The organism is Streptomyces sp. NPDC029956, from assembly GCF_055574655.1.
This window is the reverse complement of record NZ_JBVHZJ010000029.1, coordinates 55,419-80,134: the sequence shown is the minus strand read 5'-3', so window position 1 is coordinate 80,134 and position 24,716 is coordinate 55,419. Positions and strand designations below refer to the sequence as shown.

The following is a 24,716-nucleotide window of genomic DNA, read 5'->3' as shown; positions in this document are numbered from 1 at the left end:
ACGCGGCCGACGGACCGGGAATCATCCCGTGCCCTCACGCGTTGTCACGGCATAAGACTCATCGCTCGACGGCGGCGCCGATTCCGGCGCCGCTGTGGAAGCAATCGACGTAAGGATCAAATGACCTCCTCTTCTTCCCTTCCCCAGGACGAGCAGCGCTTCGCGGAGACGAGTCGTACCGAGAGCCTTCGGGCCGATGCCCTGATGGAAGAGGACGTCGCCTGGAGCCACGAGATCGACGGAGAGCGGGACGGCGACCAGTTCGACCGCTCCGAGCGCGCGGCCCTGCGCCGTGTCGTCGGCCTCTCCACCGAGCTCGAGGACGTCACCGAAGTCGAGTACCGCCAGCTGCGCCTCGAGCGCGTCGTGCTGGTCGGTGTCTGGACCTCCGGGACCGTCCAGGACGCGGAGAACTCCCTCGCGGAACTCGCGGCCCTCGCAGAGACGGCGGGCGCCCTCGTGCTCGACGGCGTGATCCAGCGCCGTGACAAGCCGGACCCGGCGACCTTCATCGGCTCCGGCAAGGCGCGAGAACTGCGCGACATCGTGGTCGAGACCGGTGCCGACACCGTCGTGTGCGACGGAGAGCTCAGCCCCGGCCAGCTCATCGCCCTCGAAGACGTCGTCAAGGTCAAGGTGGTCGACCGGACCGCCCTGATCCTCGACATCTTCGCCCAGCACGCCAAGTCCCGAGAGGGCAAGGCGCAGGTCGCGCTCGCGCAGATGCAGTACATGCTGCCGCGCCTCCGTGGCTGGGGTCAGTCGCTCTCCCGTCAGATGGGTGGCGGCGGCGGTGGCGGCATGGCCACCCGTGGTCCCGGTGAGACCAAGATCGAGACCGACCGGCGTCGTATCCGCGAGAAGATGGCGAAGATGCGCCGGGAGATCGCGGAGATGAAGACCGGCCGTGACATCAAGCGGCAGGAGCGGCGCCGTAACAAGGTGCCGTCGGTCGCCATCGCCGGATACACGAACGCAGGCAAGTCCTCCCTGCTCAACCGCCTCACCGGCGCGGGCGTGCTCGTGGAGAACGCCCTGTTCGCCACGCTCGACCCGACCGTCCGCCGGGCCGAGACGCCCACCGGCCGGGTCTACACGCTGGCCGACACCGTCGGCTTCGTCCGGCACCTGCCGCACCACCTGGTCGAGGCGTTCCGCTCCACCATGGAGGAGGTCGGCGACTCAGACCTCATCCTGCACGTGGTGGACGGCTCGCACCCGGTGCCGGAGGAGCAGCTGGCCGCCGTGCGCGAGGTCTTCCGGGACGTCGGCGCGGTGAACGTGCCGGAGATCGTCGTCATCAACAAGGCGGACGCAGCGGACCCGCTGGTGCTCCAGCGCCTGCTGCGGACGGAGAAGCACTCCATCGTGGTCTCGGCCCGTTCGGGCCAGGGCATGCAGGAGCTGCTCGCGCTCATCGACTCCGAGCTGCCCCGCCCGAAGGTCGAGCTCGAAGCGCTCGTACCGTACACGCAGGGCGGTCTCGTCTCGCGGGTGCACGCCGAGGGCGAGGTCGAGTCCGAGGAGCACACCCCGGAGGGCACCCTGCTCAAGGTCCGGGTGCACGAGGAACTGGCGGCGACGCTCGCGCCGTACGTTCCCGCGGCGCACTGACCTGACGTACTCCGCGCAGCGACCTGACATAAGACGAAGGCGCCGGCCTCCTCCCGAGAGGGAGGGGACCGGCGCCTTCTGTCATGACGAGAGGCGTCGTGAGGGGAACCGTGAGCGGAGCCGTCGTGAGGGGAGCCGCGGTGACGAGGGCGGCCATGTCGGCCGCCCTCGTGCGATGACGGCTGCCGATGAGGGCGGCCGACGGCGGTCGCCCTCGTGCCGCGACGGTGGCCCCGAGACGCATCGGTGCCCGAGACGCAACGGGTCAGCGGGCGTACTTCTTGCTGACCATCTCGTGGGCCGCCTTCGCGCCCCGGCCCAACTGCGGTCCGGCGAGCCAGCCGTTGCTGCCGGCCGGGCCGATCGAGGTGTTCGACACGAGCGCCGTCTTCCCGTTCGGCATCACGCGGAACCAGCCGCCGCCGGACGAACCCGCGGTCATCGTGCAGCCGATCCGGTACATCACCGGCGTGGCCGGCGCCGTCGTCATCCGCGTCGCCCGGTCCAGGCACTTGTGCATGATCACGCCGTTGTACGGAGCGGCCTGCGGGTATCCCCAGGCGCCGATCGCGCCGGACTGCGCGGGCGCGGGGGCGGGGGCGGAGAAGTCGACGGGCAGCGCGGCGCCGACGGTCTCCTCCAGGGACTTGCCGCCCCGCTGCGGCTGCACGTGCAGGACGGCGTAGTCGTACGGCCAGGCCTGGTTGGTGCCACCGGACTTGATCCACTCACCCGAGGTCACGGCCCAGTCGGCCCAGTACTGGCCGTACGGGTAGATCTCGTGCGGCTGCGCGTTGTTGAGCGCGGAGGGGGACTTGCCCAGGTCGTTGAAGGCCGGGACGAAGGTGATGTTGCGGTACCAGCCGCCCTTCCCGCCCGCGTGGACGCAGTGGCCGGCCGTCCAGACCAGGTTGGACCTACCGGGCCGGCGCGGGTCCTTCACGATGGTGCCGGAGCAGACCATGTGACCCTGCGGCGAGTCGAAGAAGATCTTCCCGACCGGGGCGGCGTTGCGGTGGTACGGCGTCTTCTCGCGCTGCGCCTTGACGGGGCGGGGCGTCGGGTCGGTGCCGCCGCCTCCGGCCTGCGCGGTGATCGTGGGGTCGGGGCTCTTGGCGGACTGCATCCGCGCCGGGTCCCAGAGCCCGTCGATGACCGGGTTGACGAAGTCCTCGGCCTCACGCAGCCAGGTGTTCGTGTCCCAGTTCTTCCACTCGCCGTCCTTCCACTTGTCCAGGTCGACGCCGTGCTTCTTCAGCTTGTCGGCGAGGTCCGTGGTGAGGTCGGCGCCACCGTCTCCGGTGGCCGCGTCGTCGGTGCCCGACGCGGAGCTGCTCGACCCGGCGGCCGGCTTGTCGGCCGCCGGGGTCTCGGTGGGGCCGCAGGCCGTGGCGGTCAGCGCGAGCGCGGTGACCAGGCCGAGAGCGGCGGGCAGGAGTCGTACGGAACGCATGTGGTGAATTCCCCCTGAGATGATTCCCGCGTCCGGGGAGCGGCCTCGATTCCGGCGCGCTCCCGCCTGGCATTGCCATGGACGCGTCACTTGCGGTGCACAGTATGCCGGTCGGGCGAACGGCCTGACGAAGGGCGGCACAGGGGGCTTCCCCTGTCCGGGTGAAGCCCCCTGACGGCGGGCATGGGGGGAGGCGAGGCCCCGAGGACCCCGCCTCCCGCCCCGCGCGCCTACTGCCCGGCGTACTTCTTGCTGACCTCGTCGAACATGGCCTTGGCCTCGGGACCGAAGCGCGGACCCGCGAGCCAACCGGCCGTCGACGGGCCGATCGAGGTGTTCGACACCAGCGCCGGCTTGCCGTCACCGCCCTGGGCGACCCAGCCGCCGCCGGACGAACCACCGGTCATCGAGCAGCCGATGCGGTACATCGTCGGCTGCTCCGCCTTCAGGGACAGCCGGCCCGGCTTGTCCTCGCACTGGAACATCCGCTGGCCGTCGAACGGCGGCGCCGCCGGGTAACCGGTCGCCTTCATGGCCGCGATCTTCGGCACCGCCGGCGCGTTGAAGTCCACGGGAAGCGCCGAACCGACGGTCTCCTCCAGGGACTTGGTCGTGCCGCCCTTCTCCGGGGTCACCTTGATGACCGCGAAGTCGTACGGAGCGCCCGCGCCGCCCGTGGACGCGCCCTCGGCGATCCACTGGTCGGAGGTCTTGACCCAGTCCGCCCACCACACGCCGTACGGCGCGATCTGCTCCCGCGACGCCTTCTCGAGGTCGGCGGTCGACAGCGCGGAGTCGTTGTACGAGGGGACGAAGGCGATGTTGCGGTACCAGCCGCCCTTCTTGCCCTTGTGCACGCAGTGGCCGGCCGTCCACACCATGTTCGACTTGCCGGGGTGCGCCGGGTCCTGCACGACCGTGGCCGAGCAGACCATCGAGCCTTCGGGGCCGTCGAAGAAGACCTTCCCGGACTCAGCGGCGTTGCCGTGGTACTTCGCCGGCACGGGCCTGGCCCGCACCGGAACCGGCGTCGGGTCGGTCACACCCTCGTCACCCGAGATGTCCTCCTCCTCGACCGGCTTGTCGGGGCGCTCGGCGTCCCGCATCCGGTCCGGGTCCCAGAGGTCCTCGATGATCGGGTTGACGAAGTCCTTGGCCTCACGCAGCCACTTGTCGCGGTCCCAGTTCTTCCACTCGCCGTCCCGCCACTTGTCGAGATCGATCCCGTGCTCCTTCAGGCGATCCTTCAGGTCCTCCGGAATCTTGATCTTGTCGACCGGGTTCTGGGCGGTCGCGGAAGCGCTGGGCTTGTCTCCCGCGTTCTCCTCGCTCGGTCCGCAGGCCGTAACGGTGAGCGTCAGCGCCGCGACGGCGGAAGCCGCCGTCAGCAGCGGACGAATCGATCGCATCTCGTGATCCCCCTGGGACTACGTCAACTGGTGCATGGACAGCGGCCGCGCCCGTGCGGGCGGCGGCCGACGGCCCCCACTATGCCGGTGCCGGAGGGGACGGTACGCGCCCGGTCGGCGGTTCCGGCCATGGTTCCGTCGTTGCCGTGCCGTGATCCGGGACACGCCAAGTTCTTGCCTCCGGCCCGTGATCCTGGGCAGTTCGCGTCGTTGGTACGTACGGGGGACACAACGGTGGCGCTCAGGGCGGCCCTTGCGGCGGCTTCACGACGTCCCGATGTGCAACGCAACTGTTACAGCGGGAGGACACCGAGCCGTGGCCGTGACCGAATCAGCTCCGGCCGTCCCACCGGCCGCGCGGACGCAGACCCGGACGCCCGACGGGCCCGTCGCCGGACCGCCCGACGAGGCCGGCACAGGGACGCATACCCCGACCACCCGGGACGCCTCGAACCGAGGACCTTCGAACCGGGCGACCGCGGCTCAGGGGACCCCGGACCGAGCGACTTCCGACCGAGGGGTCCCGGACCGGGCGGCTTCCTCCCGGGGGCCCTCGGAACAGGGCGGCGGTGGCGGGTACGAAGGCATCCTGCGCCGCCAGTCCCTGCGCGAGTCCGCCGCCCGGACCTACGCCCGCTCCCTGCCCATCGTCCCCGTGCGGGCACGAGGGCTGACCATCGAGGGCGCCGACGGCCGCCGCTACCTGGACTGCCTGTCGGGCGCCGGGACACTCGCCCTCGGCCACAACCACCCCGTGGTCCTGGAAGCCGTGAAGAAGGTCCTCGACTCCGGAGCCCCGCTCCATGTCCTCGACCTCGCCACCCCCGTCAAGGACGCCTTCACCTCCGAGCTGTTCGCCACCCTGCCAGGTGAACTCGCCGACAACGCGCGCATCCAGTTCTGCGGACCGGCCGGCACGGACGCCGTGGAGGCGGCCCTCAAACTGGTCCGCACCGCCACCGGCCGCAGCGGACTCCTCGCCTTCACCGGTGCCTACCACGGCATGACGTCCGGCGCCCTCGACGCCTCGGGCGGAGCGACCGACGTCCGCGTCACCCGGCTGCCCTACCCGCACTCGTACCGCTGCCCCTACGGCGTCGGCGGCGCCCGCGGCGCCCAACTCGCCGCCCGCTGGACCGAGAACCTCCTCGACGACCCCAAGAGCGGCGTCACCACCCCCGCCGGAATGATCCTCGAAGCCGTCCAGGGCGAGGGCGGGGTCATCCCCGCGCCCGACGACTGGATGCGCCGGATGCGCCGCATCACCGCCGACCGCTCCATCCCGCTCGTCGTCGACGAGGTCCAGACCGGCGTCGGTCGCACCGGTGCCTTCTGGGCCGTCGAGCACAGCGGCGTCGTGCCCGACGTGATGGTCCTCTCCAAGGCCATCGGCGGCTCCCTTCCCCTCGCCGTCATCGTCTACAGGTCCGAGCTCGACACCTGGGAACCGGGCGCCCACGCGGGCACCTTCCGCGGCAACCAGCTGGCCATGGCCGCCGGCACGGCCACCCTCGCGTACGTCCGCCAGAACGGACTCGCCGAGCGGGCCGGCATCCTCGGTGCCCGCATCCTCGGCCAACTCCGGAGCCTCGCGGCCGTCCACCCCTGCGTCGGTGACGTCCGCGGCCGGGGCCTCATGATCGGCGTCGAACTCGTCGACCCCGACGCGACGGGACCGGACGACCTCGTACCGCCCGCCGCCCCCGCCCTGGCCGTCGCCGTCCAGCAGGAGTGCCTCGCCCGCGGACTCATCGTCGAACTCGGCGGCCGCCACTCCGCCGTGGTCCGGCTCCTGCCCCCACTCACGCTCACCGACGAGCAGGCCACCGCCGTCCTGGACCGCTTCGCCGACGCCCTCGCCGCGGCCGAACGGGCCCACACCCCCCAACTGCCCGCCGCCCGAAGGCCCACGGCCCCCCGGACCGCCCCCGGGCCGTCCCTCTGACCCGGGCCGCCCCCGGCCCCGCCCCCCAAGGAAGCCCCGTGAACGCCACGCCCCCCTCCCCGGCACCCGAGACCGAGGCCCCCCTCGCCGTCGAGCAACTCACCTCCCAGGTCCTCGCCTCCACGGCACTGGATGCCTCCCTGCTGACCACCGAGTCCCTCGCCACCGAGGGACTCACCCCCATGGAACCCCCCTCCCACCTCCTCGCCCCTGAACCCCTCACGGCCCCCGAACCCGCCCCGGACCTCGGCGCCCGGGGCCTCGGCACCACGGACCTCGGCGCCCCGGGCCCGGGCACCGCCGAGCACGATGTCCTGGACCCCGCCCCCGCAGCCGCAGGCCGCCCCTCCGATGCCACGGTCCCGCGCCAGCACATCGGCCCGTACGACCCCCGACCGCACCGCACGGTCGTGGGAACCGATCCGCTGAGCGACGAGCACCAGCACCCGTACCGCCCGGCCGACGCCACCGCCCCGCAGCGCGACCCGGCCCCGGACCCGCACCTCGCCGCCGACGCCGACCCTCTGGACGACCCCGATCCGCAGCGCGCCGCCGACGTGGCCGCCCTCGAGAACCTCCTCCGCTGCTGGGTCCGCGAGAAGAACCTGTCGGCCCCCGGTTCCACCACCCTGCGCATTCCCCTCGACGCCAGCGGGACCGCCCTCCTCGTCCCCGTCCGCTACTGGTCTTCAACCGGCTGGCACCGATTCGGCGCCCCCGCCCTCGAAGGCCTCCCGGCCACGGCCCCCACCGTCGACGCCGTGACCGTGGCCGCTCTGCTCAGCCGGGAGACCGGCCGCCCCGAGGGCACCGAACTCGTCGGCAGGGTCGCCGACTCGGCCCGCCGCACCGCCGAATTCCTCACCGAGCGCCGCCGCTCGCCTCAACCGCACCCGGACGCCGACCTCTTCCTCGCCGCCGAACAGTCCCTGCTGCTCGGCCACCCCCTCCACCCCACTCCCAAGAGCCGCGAAGGCCTCTCCGACGCCGAGGCCCGGCTCTACTCACCCGAACTGCACGGCTCCTTCCCCCTCCACTGGCTCGCCGTCGACTTCTCCCTCCTCGCCTCCGACTCCGGCTGGACCGAACAGGGCCGTCCCGTCAGTGCAGAGCAGCTCGCCATCGGCCTCGCCGAAGGCCTCGCGCTCCCCGCCGGTACCGCGCCCCTGCCCGTCCACCCCTGGCAGGCCCGAGAGCTGCTGCACCGCGCCGACATCCGCGACCTCATCGACGCCGGCCTCCTCCATGACCTCGGTCTCCACGGCAGCCCGTGGCACCCCACCTCCTCCGTCCGTACCGTGCACCGCCCCGGCGCCCGGGCCATGCTCAAGCTCTCCCTCGGCCTGCGCATCACCAACTCGCGCCGCGAGAACCTCCGCAAGGAGCTCCACCGCGGCGTCGAGGTCCACCGGCTGCTCCGTACCGGTCTCGTCGACGAGTGGCAGGCCGCCCATCCGGGCTTCGACATCGTCCGCGACCCCGCGTGGCTCGCCGTCGACGACCCGGACGGCGCCCCCGTCCCCGGCCTCGACCTCATGATTCGCCACAACCCCTTCGGGCCAGGCGACGACGCCGTCTGCATCGCCTCCCTCACCACCCCCCGGCCCTGGCCGGGAACCAGCACCATGCGCTCCCGGCTCGCCGACGTCATCGGCCGCCTCGCCGCCCGCACGGGCCGTCCCACCACCGCCGTCGCGGCCGAGTGGTTCCTCCGCTACCTCGACCAGGTCGTCCGCCCGGTCCTGTGGCTCGACGGCCACGCCGGCATCGCCCTGGAGGCCCACCAGCAGAACACCCTGGTGCTCCTCGACCCCGACGGCTGGCCGGTCGGCGGGCGCTACCGCGACAACCAGGGCTACTACTTCCGCGAGTCCCACCGGAGCGAGCTGGAGAACCGCCTCCCCGGCATCGGAGCCGCAAGCGACACCTTCGTCTCCGACCAGGTCACCGACGAGCGCTTCGCCTACTACCTCGGCATCAACAACGTCCTCGGCCTGATCGGCGCCTTCGGCGCCCAGCACCTCGCCGACGAGCGCGTCCTGCTCGCGGCCTTCCGCAGCTTCCTCACCTCCGCCACCAGCCTCGGATCGCCCCTGCCGCACCGCCTCCTGGAAGCCGCGACCCTCCGCAGCAAGGCCAACCTCCTCACCCGCCTGCACGGCATGGACGAACTCGTCGGACCCGTCGACACCCAGTCCGTCTATGTCACCGTCACCAACCCCCTCCGCGTCTGAGCCCGCCTACGGAGAAACCGCGCCCCCACCGCACCGCCGAGAGGAGAGCGACACCGTGTCACCCACCCGCCCACCGGCCGACCCGCCCGGTGACGACACCCTCGACCTGAGACTCGACGAACTCGTCACCCTCCTCGAAGGCGGTCACATCGACGCCGAACCCCTCGACGGCGACCTGCTGGACTCCGTCGCCTCCTGGAACCCGGCCCACACGTCCGCCGGCGTCTTCCAGCTCATCCCCGTGCGGCTCGAACGAGACCTGCGGCTCGTCGCCCGATGGATGAACGACCCCGCCGTCGCCGCCTTCTGGGAACTGGCCGGACCCGACACCGTGACCGCCGAGCACATCCGTACCCAACTCGAGGGCGACGGCCGCAGCGTCCCCTGCCTCGGAGTGCTCGACGCCACGCCCATGAGCTACTTCGAGATCTACCGCGCCGACCTCGACCCGCTCGCCCGGCACTACCCGGCGCGTCCCCACGACACCGGTATCCATCTGCTGATCGGAGGCGTCACCGACCGTGGCCGCGGCGTCGGCAGCACTCTGCTGCGCGCCGCCGCCGATCTCGTCCTCGACCACCGTCCCCGCTGTACCCGCGTCGTCGCCGAACCCGACATCCGTAACACCCCCTCCGTCTCGGCCTTCCTCAGCGGCGGCTTCCGCTATGCGGCAGAAGTCGACCTCCCTGACAAACGAGCGGCGCTCATGGTGCGTGACCGCGCCCTCCGTCACGTTCTGTGAACCACCCTCTGTCTTCTATACACCGCTCGACCCACAGCGGTTCCCACTCCGAGGAGTCCTCGTGTCGATGTCCCCTGCACCCCACGACTCCGCACAGCCCACCCGCTCCGCCACGGCTCCCGCCCCTTCCTCCGGGGCCGCACCGGCGTCGGCACCCGCTCGGACCTCTCCCCCCGAGCTGCTCGCGCCCCCCGAGCTGACCGCCGCCGCCTGGACCAGGGCCTCCTCCCGGCTCCTCGCCAAGGCCCTCGCCGAGTTCGCCTACGAGGAGATCGTCGAGCCCGCCCCGGTGGCAGGCGAGCCGGACCTCCACACCGTGCGGCTCGACGACGGCACCACCCTCACGTTCCGTGCCCGCCGGGGCGCCTACGGCAGCTGGTACGTCGCCGCCGACTCGATCACCCACGAGGGCCGGCCCATGACCGACGCCCTCGACTTCCTGGTCCGTGCCCGCCGACTCCTCCAGCTCGACGGCGCCACCCTCGGTCACCTCATCCGCGAGCTCTCCGCCACCCTCGCCGCCGACGCCCGCCTCGACCACACCGCCCTCCCCGCCGCCCGGCTCGCCGACCTCTCCTATGCCGAGCTCGAAGGACACCAGACCGGCCACCCCTGGCTCGTCCTCAACAAGGGCCGCATCGGTTTCTCCGCCACCGACGCCGCCCGTTGGGCCCCCGAGGCCCGCCGCGCCACCCGGCTTCCGTGGATCGCGGTCAGCAACCGTCTTGCCGCCTACCGGGGCGTCTCCGGGCTGAACACTCCCGACCGTCTCTACGCCCAGGAGCTCGACCCCGAGGTGCACGCCGCGTTCCGCGCCGAACTGACCGCCCGCGGCCTCGAACCCGACGGCTTTCTCCTGCTGCCCGTCCACCCCTGGCAGTGGGACGAGATCCTGCTGCCGCTCTACGCCCCGGCCATCGCCGCCGGGACCGTCGTCCCGCTCTCCGCGGACGACGACCTCCGGCTTCCGCAGCAGTCGGTCCGCACCTTCCTCAACACCAGCCGTCCCGACCGGCACACCGTCAAACTCCCGCTGTCCGTGCTCAACACCCTTGTCTGGCGGGGCCTTCCCACCGAACGCACCCTTGCCGCCCCGGCGGTCACCGCCTGGGTCCACGGCCTCCGCGACGCCGACCCGTTCCTGCGGGACGAGTGCGGGGTGATCCTCCTCGGCGAGGTCGCCTCCGTCACCGTGGAGCACCCTTTGTACGACCGGCTGCCCGAAGTCCCTTACCAGTACAAGGAACTCCTCGGCGCGATCTGGCGCGAACCGCTGCGGCTTCCCCCGGGTGAGCGAGCCCGCACCCTCGCCTCCCTGCTCCACACGGATCCCCAGGGACGGGCCTTCGTCGCCGAACTCGTCGAGCGCTCCGGACTCGCTCCGGCCGCCTGGCTCCGGCACCTGTTCGCCGCGCTGCTCCCCCCGCTGCTGCACTTCCTCTACCGCTACGGCACGGTCTTCTCCCCGCACGGCGAGAACTCCATCGTGGTCTACGACGGTGAGGACGTTCCCGTGCGCCTGGCGATCAAGGACTTCGTCGACGACGTGAACGTCAGCGCCCAGCCGCTTCCCGAGCACGACACCCTGCCGGACGACGTGCGCGCGATCCTCCTGACCGAGGAGCCCGACTTCCTCGTCCAGTTCATCCATTCGGGGCTCTTCGTCGGTGTCTTCCGCTATCTGGCGCCGCTCTGCGAGGAGCAACTCGGGTTGCCGGAAGAGGACTTCTGGTCCCTCGTCCGCGCGGAGATCCTGCGCCACCAAGCGCGCTTCCCCGAGCTGAAGGAACGGTTCGAGCTCTTCGACCTCCTCACTCCCCGGATCGAGCGGCTCTGCCTCAACCGCAACCGTCTGCACCTGGACGGCTACCGGGACCGCCCCGAGCGACCCCACGCGGCCGTCCACGGGACCGTGCCCAACCCGCTCGCGTGACACACGCGTGTGCCTCGGCTGTCAGTGGCGCCCCGTAGGGTGGAAGGGCTATGACGAAGCCATCCCTCCCCGACCTCCTCCACGCCGCCGTCACCGCTGTCGGCGGCACGGAGCGGCCCGGCCAGGTCACCATGGCCGAGGCCGTGGCCGAGGCCATCGACGACAATTCCCACCTCCTCGTCCAGGCCGGCACCGGCACGGGCAAGTCGCTCGGCTACCTGGTGCCGGCGCTGGCCCAGGGCGAGCGGGTGGTGGTGGCCACGGCCACCCTGGCGCTCCAGCGTCAGCTCGTCGAGCGTGACCTCCCTCGCACGGTCGACGCGCTGCATCCGCAGCTGCGCCGCCGCCCCCAGTTCGCCATGCTCAAGGGCCGGTCGAACTACCTCTGTCTGCACCGGCTCCATGAAGGGGTCCCGCAGGACGAGGAGGACGGCCTCTTCGACCCCTTCGAGGCGGCCGCGCCCACGAGCAAGCTGGGCCAGGACCTGATCCGGCTCCGCGACTGGTCGGACGAGACGGAGACCGGCGACCGGGACGACCTGACGCCCGGTGTCTCCGACAAGGCCTGGGCCCAGGTCTCGGTCTCCTCCCGTGAGTGCCTCGGCGCGAGCAAGTGCGCGTACGGGCCGGAGTGCTTCGCGGAGTCGGCCCGCGAGAGGGCCAAGCTCGCCGACGTCGTCGTCACGAACCACGCTCTCCTCGCGATCGACGCCATCGAGGGTGCCCCGGTGCTCCCGCAGCACGAGGTGCTGATCGTCGACGAGGCCCACGAGCTGGTCTCCCGGGTCACCGGGGTCGCCACCGGCGAGCTCACCCCCGGCCAGGTCAACCGCGCCGTGCGCCGGTGCGCGAAGCTGGTAGACGAGAAGGTCGCCGACCAGCTGCAGACCGCCGCCGAGGGCTTCGAGCGGGTCATGGAGCTGGCCCTGCCGGGGCGCCTGGAGGAGATCCCGGAGGACCTCGCGTACGCCCTGATGGCGCTCCGCGATGCCGCCCGCGCGGTGATCACGGCCCTGGGTTCCACCCGGGACCGGTCGGTGCAGGACGAGGACGCGGTGCGCAAGCAGGCCATGGCCTCGGTGGAGACCGTGCACGGTGTCGCGGAGCGGATCACCCACGGCTCGGAGTACGACGTCGTCTGGTACGAGCGTCACGACCGTTTCGGTGCCTCGGTGCGGGTCGCACCGCTCTCCGTCTCGGGGCTGCTGCGCGAGAAGCTGTTCACGGAGCGGTCCGTGGTCCTGGCCTCGGCGACGCTCAAGCTGGGCGGCGACTTCAACGGTGTGGGTGCCTCGCTGGGGCTCGCCCCGGAGGGCACGACGGGTGACGACCTGCCCGTCTGGAAGGGGATCGACGTCGGTTCCCCGTTCGACTACCCCAGGCAGGGCATTCTCTACGTCGCCAAGCACCTCTCCCGCCCCGCGCGGGACGGGGACCGGGGCGACATGCTCGACGAGCTGACCGAGCTGATGCAGGCTGCCGGCGGGCGGACCCTCGGCCTGTTCTCCTCGATGCGTGCGGCGCAGCAGGCGGCGGAGGAGCTGCGGGTCCGGGTGCCGGAGCTGCCGATCCTGCTCCAGGGCGAGGACACGCTGGGCGAGCTGATCAAGAACTTCGCGGCCGACCCGAAGACCTGTCTCTTCGGCACGCTGTCGCTCTGGCAGGGCGTGGACGTCCCGGGGGCCAGCTGTCAGCTGGTCGTCATGGACAAGATCCCGTTCCCGCGGCCGGACGATCCGCTGATGAGTGCCCGGCAGAAGGCCGTCGAGGAGGCCGGGGGCAATGGCTTCATGGCAGTCGCGGCGACCCACGCGGCCCTGCTCATGGCGCAGGGTGCCGGTCGGCTCGTACGGGCCACGGGCGATCGGGGTGTCGTGGCGGTTCTCGACCCCCGGCTGGCGACGGCCCGGTACGGCAGCTATCTGAAGGCCTCGCTGCCCGACTTCTGGTACACGACGGACCGCAACCAGGTGCGGAAGTCGCTGTCGGCCATCGATGCCGCGTCCAAGGCGGCGAAGGTCTGAGGTGTCACCCTGCCGAGCCCTGTGTTCCGGGGCTCGGCAGGACACGGCAGGGCCCCGGAACCGGCGCAGTGGGTTCCGGGGCCCGGTCAGAGCCGGCGAGTGAGTCAGACTCGCCGCAGCACCGCCACGACCTTTCCGAGGATGGTCGCCTCGTCGCCGGGGATCGGCTGGTACGCCGCGTTGTGCGGGAGCAGCCAGACGTGGCCGTCCTCGCGCTTGAAGCGCTTGACCGTGGCCTCGCCGTCGAGCATGGCGGCGACGATGTCGCCGTTCTCCGCGACGGGCTGACGGCGGACGGTGACCCAGTCGCCGTCACAGATGGCGGCTTCGATCATCGAGTCGCCGACGACCTTGAGGACGAACAGCTCGCCGTCACCGACAAGCTGCCGGGGGAGAGGGAAGACGTCCTCGACGGACTCCTCGGCGAGGATCGGGCCACCGGCCGCGATCCGGCCGACGAGGGGCACGTACGACGCGGCGGGCTTGCCCGTGGTGTCGGTCGGCTGGGTGCTCGGCTGGTCGGAGCCGCGCACCTCGTACGCCCGGGGGCGGTGCGGGTCCCGGCGGAGGAAGCCCTTGCGCTCGAGCGCCATGAGCTGGTGCGCCACCGAGGACGTGCTGGACAGGCCGACGGCCTGTCCGATCTCGCGCATCGACGGCGGGTAGCCGCGCCGCTGGACCGAGTCGCGGATGACTTCGATGACCCTGCGCTGCCGGTCGGTGAGACCGGAGCTGTCGGCTCGGATGCCTGGAGGTCGCCCGGGGAGGGCGCGGGCAGGTCGCCCGGGGTCCTCACCGTTCATGCTTGTGTCATTCATGGCGTGCACCGGCTCGAGTCGGCCCTGGGAGCGGTCCTGGGCGGTGATGGTGGCACTGTCTGCGGTGGTGGTCACGTCGTCGGCCCCTCTCGAATGGTCTCCCTGGCTGGCACAACGGTAGTGGCTTTCGAAAGGTTGCGCCAAACACACGTTCGAGTGAAAATTCGCAGATTGCCTTACGCGTGTACGCATACGGGTGTATGTGCACTCTCGTGCCGCCGTCCCCATGCGGTCGTCACGGTAGCCTTCGCCGCTGGGTCGCGCGCGGTGCACCCTCCCAGTGTCGCACCCGGAGAGGCCGAATCACGGGAGTGGACGCAGGGCGACACGCGGAACGCCCGGAATCGCCACCAACCCAAGATCTAGTGGTTGGATGGCACCGGCCACCCAGGGGTAGTGGTCCCCGGTCTGCCGGGGGTGCCCGCATCGCCTATGCTGGTGGTCGCTTCGCAGGGCCTTGACGGTCGGGCGAGGTTCACCAGTCGTGCCGTGAGGGAGGGTCGGAACCAATGCACTGCCCCTTCTGCAGGCACCCCGACAGCCGTGTCGTCGACAGTCGCACCACCGACGACGGGACGTCGATCCGACGCCGTCGCCAGTGCCCCGGCTGCTCCCGTCGTTTCACGACGGTGGAGACGTGCTCGCTCATGGTGGTGAAGCGGTCCGGGGTCACCGAGCCCTTCAGCCGTACCAAGGTCATCTCCGGCGTACGCAAGGCGTGCCAGGGGCGACCGGTCACCGAGGACGCCCTCGCCAAGCTCGGCCAGCGGGTCGAGGAGGCGGTGCGCGCCACCGGCAGCGCCGAGCTGACCACCCACGACGTGGGCCTGGCGATTCTCGGCCCGTTGCAGGAGCTCGACCTCGTCGCGTACCTGCGCTTCGCGTCCGTGTACAAGGCTTTCGACAGCCTCGAAGACTTCGAGGCCGCCATCGCGGAACTCCGCGTGCGGCCTCCCGCTGAGAACCGCGGGACCGGCGCGACCCCCGAGGTCCCCGTTCCCGCCACCGCCGCCGACTGACCGGCGGTCCGGGCCATGTGCCCGGCGACCGGCCGCCGAGCGGCCCGGCAGACGTGCCCCGAGCGACCCCCGCGGCGCTCGTGGCAGCAGTACAGAACGACGTACAGAAGACGGTGCCCTGGGACTATCTGGGCGCCAAAGTGTGTTTTGCCCGTATATGGGAGGCGGCATGACAGAGACGGCGAGCGGTCCGGCACGTGGTTCTCGTTCCAAGGGGACGAAGGCCACGAGCAAGGGCCTGCGTATCGAGCGCATCCACACCACCCCCGGCGTGCATCCGTACGACGAGGTGGCGTGGGAGCGCCGTGACGTCGTCATGACCAACTGGCGCGACGGCTCGATCAACTTCGAGCAGCGTGGCGTCGAGTTCCCCGACTTCTGGTCGGTGAACGCGGTCAACATCGTCACCAGCAAGTACTTCCGCGGGGCCGTCGGCACCCCGCAGCGCGAGACCGGTCTCAAGCAGCTCATCGACCGGATCGTGAAGACGTACACGAAGGCCGGCGAGGAGTACGGCTACTTCGCCTCGCCCGCCGACGCCGAGATCTTCGAGCACGAGCTGGCCTACGCCCTCCTGCACCAGATCTTCAGCTTCAACTCGCCGGTCTGGTTCAACGTCGGCACGCCGCAGCCCCAGCAGGTCTCCGCCTGCTTCATCCTGGCCGTCGACGACTCCATGGAGTCCATCCTCGACTGGTACAAGGAAGAGGGCATGATCTTCAAGGGCGGCTCCGGCGCCGGCCTGAACCTCTCCCGCATCCGCTCCTCCAAGGAGCTGCTCTCCTCCGGCGGCAACGCCTCCGGCCCGGTCTCGTTCATGCGCGGCGCCGACGCCTCCGCCGGAACGATCAAGTCGGGCGGTGCGACCCGCCGCGCGGCCAAGATGGTCATCCTCGACGTCGACCACCCCGACATCGAGGACTTCATCGAGACCAAGGTCAAGGAGGAGGAGAAGATCCGCGCCCTCCGTGACGCGGGCTTCGACATGGATCTGGGCGGCGACGACATCACGTCCGTCCAGTACCAGAACGCCAACAACTCCGTCCGTGTGAACGACACGTTCATGAAGGCCGTCGAGTCCGGCGGGAAGTTCGGTCTCACCTCCCGGATGACCGGCGAGGTCATCGAGGAGGTCGACGCCAAGTCGCTCTTCCGTAAGATGGCCGAGGCCGCGTGGGCCTGCGCCGACCCGGGCATCCAGTACGACGACACGATCAACCACTGGCACACCTGCCCCGAGTCCGGCCGTATCAACGGCTCGAACCCGTGCAGCGAGTACATGCACCTGGACAACACGTCCTGCAACCTCGCCTCGCTGAACCTGATGAAGTTCCTCAAGGACGACGGCAAGGGCAACCAGGCCTTCGAGATCGAGCGCTTCGCCAAGGTCGTCGAGCTCGTCATCACCGCGATGGACATCTCCATCTGCTTCGCCGACTTCCCCACCGAGAAGATCGGCGAGAACACCCGCGCCTACCGCCAGCTCGGCATCGGCTACGCCAACCTCGGCGCCCTGCTGATGGCGACCGGCCACGCGTACGACTCCGACGGCGGCCGCGCCCTCGCCGGTGCCATCACCTCCCTGATGACCGGCACCTCGTACAAGCGCTCCGCCGAGCTCGCCGCGGTCGTCGGCGCGTACGACGGCTACGCCCGCAACGCCGAGCCGCACCAGCGTGTCATGCAGCAGCACGCCGACGAGAACACCAAGGCCGTCCGCGTGGACGACCTGGACTCGCCGATCTGGGCCGCCGCCACGGAGGCCTGGCAGGACGTGATCCGCCTCGGTGCCAAGAACGGCTTCCGCAACGCCCAGGCCTCGGTCATCGCCCCGACCGGCACCATCGGTCTCGCGATGTCCTGCGACACCACCGGCCTCGAGCCCGACCTCGCCCTGGTCAAGTTCAAGAAGCTCGTCGGCGGCGGCTCGATGCAGATCGTCAACGGCACCGTCCCGCAGGCCCTGCGCCGCCTGGGCTACCAGGAGGAGCAGATCGAGGCGATCGTCGCCCACATCGCCGAGAACGGCAATGTGATCGACGCCCCCGGTCTGAAGACCGAGCACTACGAGGTCTTCGACTGCGCCATGGGCGAGCGCTCCATCTCCGCGATGGGCCACGTCCGCATGATGGCCGCCATCCAGCCGTGGATCTCGGGCGCCCTCTCCAAGACCGTGAACCTGCCGGAGACGGCCACGGTCGAGGACGTCGAAGAGGTCTACTTCGAGGCCTGGAAGATGGGCGTCAAGGCGCTCGCCATCTACCGCGACAACTGCAAGGTCGGCCAGCCCCTCTCCGCCAAGAAGAAGGAGGCGGAGAAGGTCGAGGTCACGGCGAAGACCGAGGCGACGATCCGCGAGGCCGTCGAGAAGGTCGTCGAGTACCGTCCGGTCCGCAAGCGTCTGCCCAAGGGCCGCCCGGGGATCACCACCTCCTTCACCGTCGGTGGCGCCGAGGGTTACATGACCGCCAACTCCTACCCGGACGACGGTCTCGGCGAGGTCTTCCTCAAGATGTCCAAGCAGGGTTCGACGCTCGCCGGCATGATGGACGCCTTCTCCATCGCCGTCTCCGTCGGTCTGCAGTACGGCGTCCCGCTGGAGACGTACGTCTCGAAGTTCACCAACATGCGCTTCGAGCCGGCCGGCATGACGGACGACCCGGACGTGCGGATGGCGCAGTCGATCGTCGACTACATCTTCCGCCGCCTGGCGCTGGACTTCCTGCCGTTCGAGACCCGCTCCGCGCTCGGCATCCACTCGGCCGAGGAGCGTCAGCGTCACCTCGACACCGGCTCGTACGAGCAGTCCGAGGAGGACGAGGTCGACGTCGAGGGGCTGGCCCAGTCCGCGCCCCGCGCCCAGGAGCTGAAGGCCGTCGCGGCCCCGGCCCCGAAGGCCGAGATCCCGGCGCCGAAGCAGGCGCACACCTCGGCGGAGCTCGTCGAGATGCAGCTCGGCATCAGCGCCGATGCCCCGCTCTGCTTCTCCTGCGGGACGAAGATGCAGCGCGCCGGCTCCTGCTACATCTGCGAGGGCTGCGGCTCGACCAGCGGTTGCAGCTGACATCGAGTGATCGAGTAGGTGCTTCATGAAGGGGACCGGCCTTGTGCCGGTCCCCTTTGCTGTGCCCGGGCGGGCGCGCTGCCTTGTCCGGACGGTTGGGCTGCCGTGTCCGGGCGGTTGGGTCCGGTCTCAGGCGCGTATGGAACCCAGCACGGTGCCGAACACCTGGGGGTCGGCTTCGAAGCCATGGCTGATCGGCTGGTACGTCCAGCCGTCGGCGCCGTCCCGCGTGAACTCCACGACCGTCGCCGCGAGGGCGCCCGGCACGTCCGCGAAGTCGTGGACCAGCAGGTCCGTGTAGCCCTCGCGCACCCGTACGCCCGTGTTCGCCACGTCGCCGAAGGTCCGCCGCCCGCCGCCCTGCTGTATGGCGACGCCCACCACCACGCGCGTGTACCGCGGTGCCAGGCGGTCGAGCTCCAGGGTCATGGCCTCGTCGTAGCCGAATCCCTGGCCCGTACGGCTGTCCCGATGGAGCGTGATCGTGCCGTCGGGGGACCGACTGCCGAAGTGCACCAGCTGGACCGGGGCTCCGTGCGGGTCGTCCGCGTCGAAGACACCTGCGACGATGTCCAGGTCGTGGGCCGGCGCGCCGCTCGGGGCAGGGTCCCACTTGAGCGTGACCTCGACCCGGCCCACCCCTTTGTTGAGTCCGCTCATGGTGCTTCCCCTCTCCGCGCACGTCCCCGCGCACGCCTCGCGTCGAACCGTCCACACGTTCAAAAGCCCTTGGTCGTGGGCCGATTGCTCATGGTGTCATGGGGCTATGACAGCGGACCCGGGGGTTGAGGGGGAGAACGGTTTGTGGAGTGGTGAGGAGCTGGATCTCGATGCATATCTGGCTCGAATCGGATACGAGGCCGACCGGGACGGGGAACCCGCCCCCGATCTCCGGACACTGAGGGCCCTTCACCGGGCGCACGTCCGAGCGGTGCCCTTCGAGAACATCGACGTCGCCCTGGGGCGACCTGTTCCGCTGGACCTGAAGAGCCTTCAGGCCAAGCTCGTCGAGCGACGCCGCGGAGGCTACTGCTACGAGCAGAACTCCCTGTTCGCCGCCGTGCTCGAACGGATCGGCTTCACGGTGACCGGGCGCGGGGCGCGGAACCGATCCCGGGGCGCGGCGCTGCCGCCCGTCACGCACGCGCTTCTCGTCGTCACGATCGACGGCGAGCAGTGGCTCGCCGACGTGGGGTTCGGCTGGCAGGGGCCGCTGGAGCCGGTGCCTCTGCGGGACGGGGTGCGCGTCGAGCAGAGCGGCTGGACGTTCGGGATCGTCGTGGAGGACGAGGGCATCCATGTACTGCGGTCCCTGCGCCCACAGGGGTGGACCGATCTGTACGCCTTCTCCCCGCAGACCCTCTACCCGGGCGACTTCACCGTCATGAACCACTACAGCTCCAGCCATCCGCAGTCGCGCTTCCTCGGCCAGGTCGTGGCCCAGCGGCCCGGGGCGGACGAGCGTCGGGCGCTGGTGCGCGACACGCTGTCGACGGTGCGGACGGACGGCGTCGTCGAGGAACGCACCGTACCCGTGGCCGAGTTGATCGCGACGCTGGAGAGCCGTTTCGGGATCGAACTGGACGACGAGGAGCGCACGGGACTCGAGCGTATGCACCCGGCGGGCCACTGACAGGGTCTGCCGGGGCGGTCTCCGGGCCCGTACGATGGCGCGGTGCTGGTCAAGTGGATTCGCTGCACCGTGATGGACCGTCGAGGGTTCGAGCGGGGACAGCGGAAATGGGCGGGGCTGCTCGGTGAGCCGGGATTCCGGGGGCAGGGTGGCGGGTGGAGCCGGGCTCGGCCGGACGTCGCCCATGTCTTCGGGTTCTGGGAGAGCCGCGCCTTCTACGACTCGTTCATGGCGCGCTCGCACGACCGCCTGGCGGCCGCACAGGTGGGCACGTTCAAAGACATCCAGGTCAAGTTGTTCGACCACCGCTTCGACGTGAAGACCGGCTTCGAGCCGAAGTTCTCCGACGCCGACGTGGCGAGGGTCGCGCACTGCCGTGTCCACGAGGACCGTGCCGAGCACTTCGCGCTGATGCAGGAGAAGGTGTGGAACCCGGCGATGGCCGGGTCCCCCGGCATGCTGCGAGGACTCTTCGGCGAGGCGCCCGGCAGCGAGTTCCTGGTGTTGTCGATGTGGCAGTCCGCCGCGGAGCACGGGAAGTACCGGGTGGAGCGGATCGAGCGGCTCGGACTCCGGGCCAGGACCGCCGCCGACGTGGCGGCACTGGCCGGGGACGTGGTGCAGCTCGAGCCGGCCTGGACGGTCTGAGCGTCCCCGGGTCGGCCTGGACGGTCTGAGTACGCGTGGGTCGGTCGAGCCGGCCTGAACGGTCTGAGTGCGCGTGGGTCGGCCTGGCGGGTCTGAGCACGTCCGGGCCGGCCTGGACCGTCGCTGAGCGCGCCCGGGCGGGCTGTTCGAAGGGGCTGAGCAGACCGGGGGCGGCCGCACGCATGGCGGGAGACGCTTGGCGCGTCGAGGCCGAGAAGGGCTACGCCGGGACGTACGCGCCCGCTTCGACCCCTGCCAGAACCGCGCGTGCCGCCTGGTCCGCGAGCGCGCCGTCGATCGGTTCGCGGGTGATGAAGAGCCGCAGGAACAGGGGTGCGGAGACCGCCCGGACGACCGCACCCGCGTCGGTGCCCGGCGGCGCCTCACCGCGAGCGGCCGCCCGGGTGACGACGACCTCGCAGCGCCGGAACCGCTCGGTGTAGAAGGTGTGCAGCGCCTCCGCCGCCCGCGGGGACTGGAAAGCGGCGCCGATGAACGCGGTGGGGGCTGCGCCTGTGGCGGGACCGCCGAGGGCGTCGACGACCTCGTGCGCGAGTGCGCGCAGATCTCCGGAGAGGCTCCCGGTGTCCGGTGGCGTCCAGGCGTCCTCGTTCGCCAGGTCGAGCGCGTCGGCGAGGAGGCCTTCGACGCTGCCCCACCGGCGGTAGAGCGTCGTCTTGTGGACGCCCGAGTGCTCGGCGACGTACTCCACGGTCAGGGCGGGGTAGCCGTGCTCGGACAGGCCGGTCAGGACCGCGTCGCGGACGGCCGCCCGGGTGCGGGCGGTGCGGCCGCCGGGACGTGTGCTGCCGGGCGCCGGGGTCGGGCGCTCCTCGATCGAGTCATTCAATTGCTACTCCCGTTGCGTTAGTGGGTCGAGTCTGCCACACTCGGCTTAATGCGATCGATGTTGCATTTGACAGTCCACTCTTGGAGGCGCCCTTGCCCACTCAGATCTCACTGCACGACGTCGTCGTGTCCCGTGCTGAACGCCTGCTTCTCGATCAGGTCTCGCTCTCCGTGCGCCCCGGTGAGCGGATCGGGATCGTGGGGGAGAACGGCGCGGGGAAGTCGACCCTGCTGCGTCTCCTCGCCGGGGCGGAGCAGCCCGACGAGGGCAGTGTCGTCACCGTCGCCGACGGCGGTCTGCGGATGCTCGGCCAGACGCCCGAGCTGCCTCTCGACGCCACCGTCGGTGACGCGATCGATGTCGCGCTCGCCGAGCTCCGCGCCATGGAGCGGTGCCTGCGCGCACGCGAAGCCGGTCTCGACACGGCGGACGGGGCGGAGCTCGACGCGTACGGCGAACTCCTCACCGCCTACGAACTGCGGGGCGGCTACGAGGCGGACGCCCGGGTCGACAGGGCTCTGTACGGACTCGGCCTCGCCGGCACCGGTCGTGACCGGACACTGGGCAGCCTCTCCGGCGGTGAGCGCGCCCGGCTCGGCATCGCCTGCGCGGTCGCGGCCGGCCCTGAGGTGCTCTTGCTCGACGAGCCCACCAACCACCTGGACGCACAGGGGCTCGACTGGCTGGAGGGTGCCCTCCTTGCGCACCGCGGGACCGTCGTGGCCGTCTCTCATGACCGGACCTTCCTGGAGCGCGTCGCCACCGCGATCGTCGAGGTGGACGCCGACCGGCGTGCGCTCGTGCGATACGGAGACGGATACGCCGGCTATCGCGCGGCACGAGCGGCCGCGCGGCGGCGCTGGGAGGAGGCCTACGAGGAGTGGTGCGAGGAGACGGCGCGGCTGGAGGCCTATGCCGCGACCACGGCGCACGGGGTCGCAGCCGGGAGGGAGATGAAGGACAACAACAAGATGGCGTTCGACCGGGCGGCGGGCCGTGTCCAGGCCTCGGTCTCGGGGCGCGTCCGCAACGCCCGGGAGCGACTGAGACGACTCCGCGAGGAGTCCGTGCCCCAGCCTCCTCCACCCCTTTCCTTCTCCGCCAGGCCCCAGCCGGGCGGAGCCGAGGGAGCGCTGGTCACCCTGACCGGAGTCCGGGTCGCGGACCGTCTCTCCGTGGACACGCTCACCGTCCGGACGGGGGAGCGGTTGCTGGTCCACGGCGGCAACGGCGCGGGGAAGTCCACGCTCCTGCGGGTCATGGCAGGGGCGGTCGACCCCGATGCCGGGGACGTCCGGCGTGCCGGACGGATCGGATACCTGGCCCAGGACGTCACGGTCCGGCGCCCCGAGGAGCGGTTGCTGACCTGTTTCGGACGCGGGCTCGCCCTCGCCGAGGACGAGCGGGCCGAACTGCTCCTGTCGTACGGACTGTTCCGCCAGGCCGACCTGAACGTGCCGGTCGGTGGTCTCTCCGCGGGCCAGCTCCGCCGGCTGGCGCTCGCCCGGCTGCTGGCCCGGCCCGCGGACCTCCTCCTGCTCGACGAGCCGGGCAACCACCTCGCCCTGGGGCTCGTGGAGGAGCTGGAAGCGGCGCTGGAGCAGTGGACCGGAGCCCTTGTCGTGGTCTCGCACGACCGTGCGCTGCGACGCCGCTTCACCGGGCACATACGCCGGATGGACTCCGGACGCCTCCTCGGTTGAGCCCGCCCCGGACCGGCGATCTAGGGTCGGGGTATGGCACGACCGCGGCGCATCGTTCTCGTACGGCACGGAGAGTCCGAGGGCAATGTCGATGACACGGTGTACGAACGCGAGCCCGACCACGCCCTGCGCCTCACGGAGACCGGGTGGAGACAGGCGGAGGAGACGGGGGAGCGGCTGAGGGAGCTCTTCGGGGACGAGGCGGTGAGCGTCTACGTCTCGCCGTACCGGCGCACCCACGAGACCCTCCGTGCCTTCCGGCTGCCTCCGGAGCAGGTCAGGGTGCGGGAGGAGCCCCGGCTGCGGGAGCAGGACTGGGGCAACTGGCAGGAGCGGGATGACGTGCGACTGCAGAAGGCCTATCGGGACGCGTACGGGCACTTCTTCTACCGCTTCGCCCAGGGCGAGTCGGGGGCGGATGTGTACGACAGGGTCGGGGCGTTCCTGGAAAGCCTCTACCGCAGCTTCGAGGCGCCCGACCATCCGCCCAACGTCCTGATCGTCACCCACGGGCTGACCATGCGGCTCTTCTGCATGCGCTGGTTCCACTGGACGGTCGCGGACTTCGAGTCGCTGTCGAACCCCGGCAACGCCGAGACGCGCATGCTCCTGCTCGACCCGGACGGGCGATACCGGCTGGACAGGCCGTTCGAACGCTGGCGTACCCCGGAACCGTACGGCCCTACCGGATAGAGTGGCAGACCGATGACCGCTGACTCCTCATTCGACCGGCGCTTCGACCGCGCCCTGGCCAGCCTGCGCGGGCTGTCCGTGGGAGACGCCCTGGGCTCCCAGTTCTTCGTACCCGCAAACTATCCCCTGCTGAAGCGACGCGAGCTGCCCGACGGCCCCTGGCAGTGGACCGACGACACCGAGATGGCCTGCTCCGTCCTGGCCGTCCTCGCCCGCCACGAGCGGATCGACCAGGACGCCCTGGCCATGTCCTTCGCTCAGCACCACGACTTCGACCGGGGCTACGGCCCCGCGGTCAACCGCATGCTCCGGCTCATCCGGGAGGGGGGCGACTGGCGGGAGCTGGCCGCCGCGCTCTTCCAGGGGCAGGGCTCCTGGGGCAACGGCGCCGCGATGCGCATCGCGCCGCTCGGGGCCTGGTACGCGGACGACCCGGAGCAGGCGACGCACCAGGCCGAGATCTCCGCCTACACGACCCACCAGCACCGTGAGGCCGTGGTGGGTGCCATGGCCGTCGCCGCCGCGGCCGCGCTGGCCGCCGACCCCGCCGGGCCGCCCACTCCGGAGGCGCTGCTCGACGGAGTCATCGCCCTGGTGCCGCGCAGCGCGGTCGGGGCGGGACTGCGCCGGGCGCGCGACATGCTCGACTACGGCGACGCGGGCACGGTCGCGGCGGTCCTCGGCAGCGGCCGGCGGACGAGCGCCCACGACACCGTTCCGTTCTCGCTCTGGTCGGCGGCCCGCGGCCTCGGTGACTTCGAGCGGGTGTTCTGGACGACCGCCCAGGTCGGCGGCGATGTCGACACGACCTGTGCCATCGCCGGAGGCGTGGTGGCCGCGGCGACGACCGGTGCGCCGCCGGCGGAGTGGCTGCGGCAGACCGAGGACCTGCCGGAGTGGGTTCCGGTCGAGAAGGCCTGAAACGGCACGATGG

General features: G+C 71.0%; 18 protein-coding genes. 13 read left to right on the top strand and 5 right to left on the bottom strand.

From position 1 onward, the window contains the following. Positions 1-120 precede the first annotated feature (120 nt). Positions 121-1,614, top strand: a complete 1,494-nt coding sequence (hflX, locus tag ACZ4XX_RS22980) for a GTPase HflX (protein WP_468509727.1) — start codon at positions 121-123, stop codon at positions 1,612-1,614. 265 nt (positions 1,615-1,879) lie between these two features. On the opposite strand, the gene ACZ4XX_RS22975 is transcribed toward hflX, so the two are convergent. Both ACZ4XX_RS22975 and ACZ4XX_RS22970 read right to left on the bottom strand, forming a co-directional pair. Continuing rightward, entirely contained in the window at positions 1,880-3,067 is a 1,188-nt protein-coding gene (locus tag ACZ4XX_RS22975; protein ID WP_468509726.1) for a trypsin-like serine peptidase, read from the bottom strand. Positions 3,068-3,297: 230 nt separating this feature from the next. Then, positions 3,298-4,476 carry a trypsin-like serine peptidase gene (locus ACZ4XX_RS22970; RefSeq protein WP_468509725.1) on the bottom strand — a complete coding sequence of 393 codons (1,179 nt, stop codon included), beginning with the start codon at positions 4,474-4,476 and terminating at the stop codon, positions 3,298-3,300. A gap of 277 nt (positions 4,477-4,753) precedes the next feature. Here ACZ4XX_RS22970 and ACZ4XX_RS22965 point away from each other — a divergent pair, with 277 nt between their 5' ends. The 5 genes from ACZ4XX_RS22965 to ACZ4XX_RS22945 all read left to right on the top strand — a co-directional run bounded on the left by ACZ4XX_RS22965 (position 4,754) and on the right by ACZ4XX_RS22945 (position 13,354). After that, the gene (locus tag ACZ4XX_RS22965; protein ID WP_468509724.1) at positions 4,754-6,421 is read left to right on the top strand and encodes a diaminobutyrate--2-oxoglutarate transaminase family protein; all 1,668 of its coding nucleotides are present in this window, start codon (positions 4,754-4,756) and stop codon (positions 6,419-6,421) included. A 182-nt stretch (positions 6,422-6,603) separates the two neighbouring features. Continuing rightward, positions 6,604-8,655 (top strand): IucA/IucC family protein, encoded by a 2,052-nt coding sequence (locus ACZ4XX_RS22960; RefSeq protein WP_468509751.1) that lies wholly within the window; start codon positions 6,604-6,606, stop codon positions 8,653-8,655. A gap of 55 nt (positions 8,656-8,710) precedes the next feature. Continuing rightward, positions 8,711-9,397, top strand: a complete 687-nt coding sequence (locus ACZ4XX_RS22955) for a GNAT family N-acetyltransferase (RefSeq protein WP_468509723.1) — start codon at positions 8,711-8,713, stop codon at positions 9,395-9,397. Between the two features lie 67 nt (positions 9,398-9,464). Next, positions 9,465-11,330 (top strand): IucA/IucC family protein, encoded by a 1,866-nt coding sequence (locus ACZ4XX_RS22950; RefSeq protein ID WP_468509722.1) that lies wholly within the window; start codon positions 9,465-9,467, stop codon positions 11,328-11,330. Between the two features lie 50 nt (positions 11,331-11,380). Beyond that, the gene (locus tag ACZ4XX_RS22945) at positions 11,381-13,354 is read left to right on the top strand and encodes an ATP-dependent DNA helicase (protein ID WP_468509721.1); all 1,974 of its coding nucleotides are present in this window, start codon (positions 11,381-11,383) and stop codon (positions 13,352-13,354) included. Positions 13,355-13,458: 104 nt separating this feature from the next. Here ACZ4XX_RS22945 and lexA read toward each other — a convergent pair whose 3' ends face one another. After that, positions 13,459-14,247, bottom strand: a complete 789-nt coding sequence (gene lexA / locus ACZ4XX_RS22940) for a transcriptional repressor LexA (RefSeq protein ID WP_030325322.1) — start codon at positions 14,245-14,247, stop codon at positions 13,459-13,461. Positions 14,248-14,681: 434 nt separating this feature from the next. Between lexA and nrdR the strand changes: the two genes are divergently transcribed. Then, positions 14,682-15,191, top strand: coding sequence for a transcriptional regulator NrdR (gene nrdR, locus ACZ4XX_RS22935; protein ID WP_468509720.1), 510 nt, complete (start codon positions 14,682-14,684; stop codon positions 15,189-15,191). Between the two features lie 169 nt (positions 15,192-15,360). Beyond that, entirely contained in the window at positions 15,361-18,255 is a 2,895-nt protein-coding gene (locus tag ACZ4XX_RS22930) for a vitamin B12-dependent ribonucleotide reductase (protein WP_468509719.1), read from the top strand. A 129-nt stretch (positions 18,256-18,384) separates the two neighbouring features. Here the strand turns inward: ACZ4XX_RS22930 and ACZ4XX_RS22925 are convergent, their stop codons facing one another. Continuing rightward, the gene (locus tag ACZ4XX_RS22925) at positions 18,385-18,915 is read right to left on the bottom strand and encodes a TerD family protein (protein WP_468509718.1); all 531 of its coding nucleotides are present in this window, start codon (positions 18,913-18,915) and stop codon (positions 18,385-18,387) included. 106 nt (positions 18,916-19,021) lie between these two features. On the opposite strand from ACZ4XX_RS22925, the gene ACZ4XX_RS22920 reads away from it, so the two are divergent. Further along, positions 19,022-19,888, top strand: a complete 867-nt coding sequence (locus ACZ4XX_RS22920) for an arylamine N-acetyltransferase family protein (protein WP_468509717.1) — start codon at positions 19,022-19,024, stop codon at positions 19,886-19,888. Positions 19,889-19,930: 42 nt separating this feature from the next. Then, entirely contained in the window at positions 19,931-20,536 is a 606-nt protein-coding gene (locus ACZ4XX_RS22915) for a YdbC family protein (protein ID WP_468509716.1), read from the top strand. 220 nt (positions 20,537-20,756) lie between these two features. Here the strand turns inward: ACZ4XX_RS22915 and ACZ4XX_RS22910 are convergent, their stop codons facing one another. Then, a complete protein-coding gene (locus ACZ4XX_RS22910) occupies positions 20,757-21,386 on the bottom strand; it encodes a TetR/AcrR family transcriptional regulator (protein ID WP_468509715.1) in 630 nt (209 codons plus the stop codon). A 92-nt stretch (positions 21,387-21,478) separates the two neighbouring features. Here ACZ4XX_RS22910 and abc-f point away from each other — a divergent pair, with 92 nt between their 5' ends. The 3 genes from abc-f to ACZ4XX_RS22895 are packed head-to-tail and all read left to right on the top strand — an operon-like array spanning position 21,479 to position 24,703. After that, entirely contained in the window at positions 21,479-23,089 is a 1,611-nt protein-coding gene (abc-f, locus tag ACZ4XX_RS22905; RefSeq protein WP_468509714.1) for a ribosomal protection-like ABC-F family protein, read from the top strand. A 33-nt stretch (positions 23,090-23,122) separates the two neighbouring features. Then, positions 23,123-23,782 carry a histidine phosphatase family protein gene (locus tag ACZ4XX_RS22900; protein WP_468509713.1) on the top strand — a complete coding sequence of 220 codons (660 nt, stop codon included), beginning with the start codon at positions 23,123-23,125 and terminating at the stop codon, positions 23,780-23,782. A gap of 12 nt (positions 23,783-23,794) precedes the next feature. Continuing rightward, positions 23,795-24,703 (top strand): ADP-ribosylglycohydrolase family protein, encoded by a 909-nt coding sequence (locus ACZ4XX_RS22895; RefSeq protein ID WP_468509712.1) that lies wholly within the window; start codon positions 23,795-23,797, stop codon positions 24,701-24,703. Positions 24,704-24,716 lie beyond the last annotated feature (13 nt).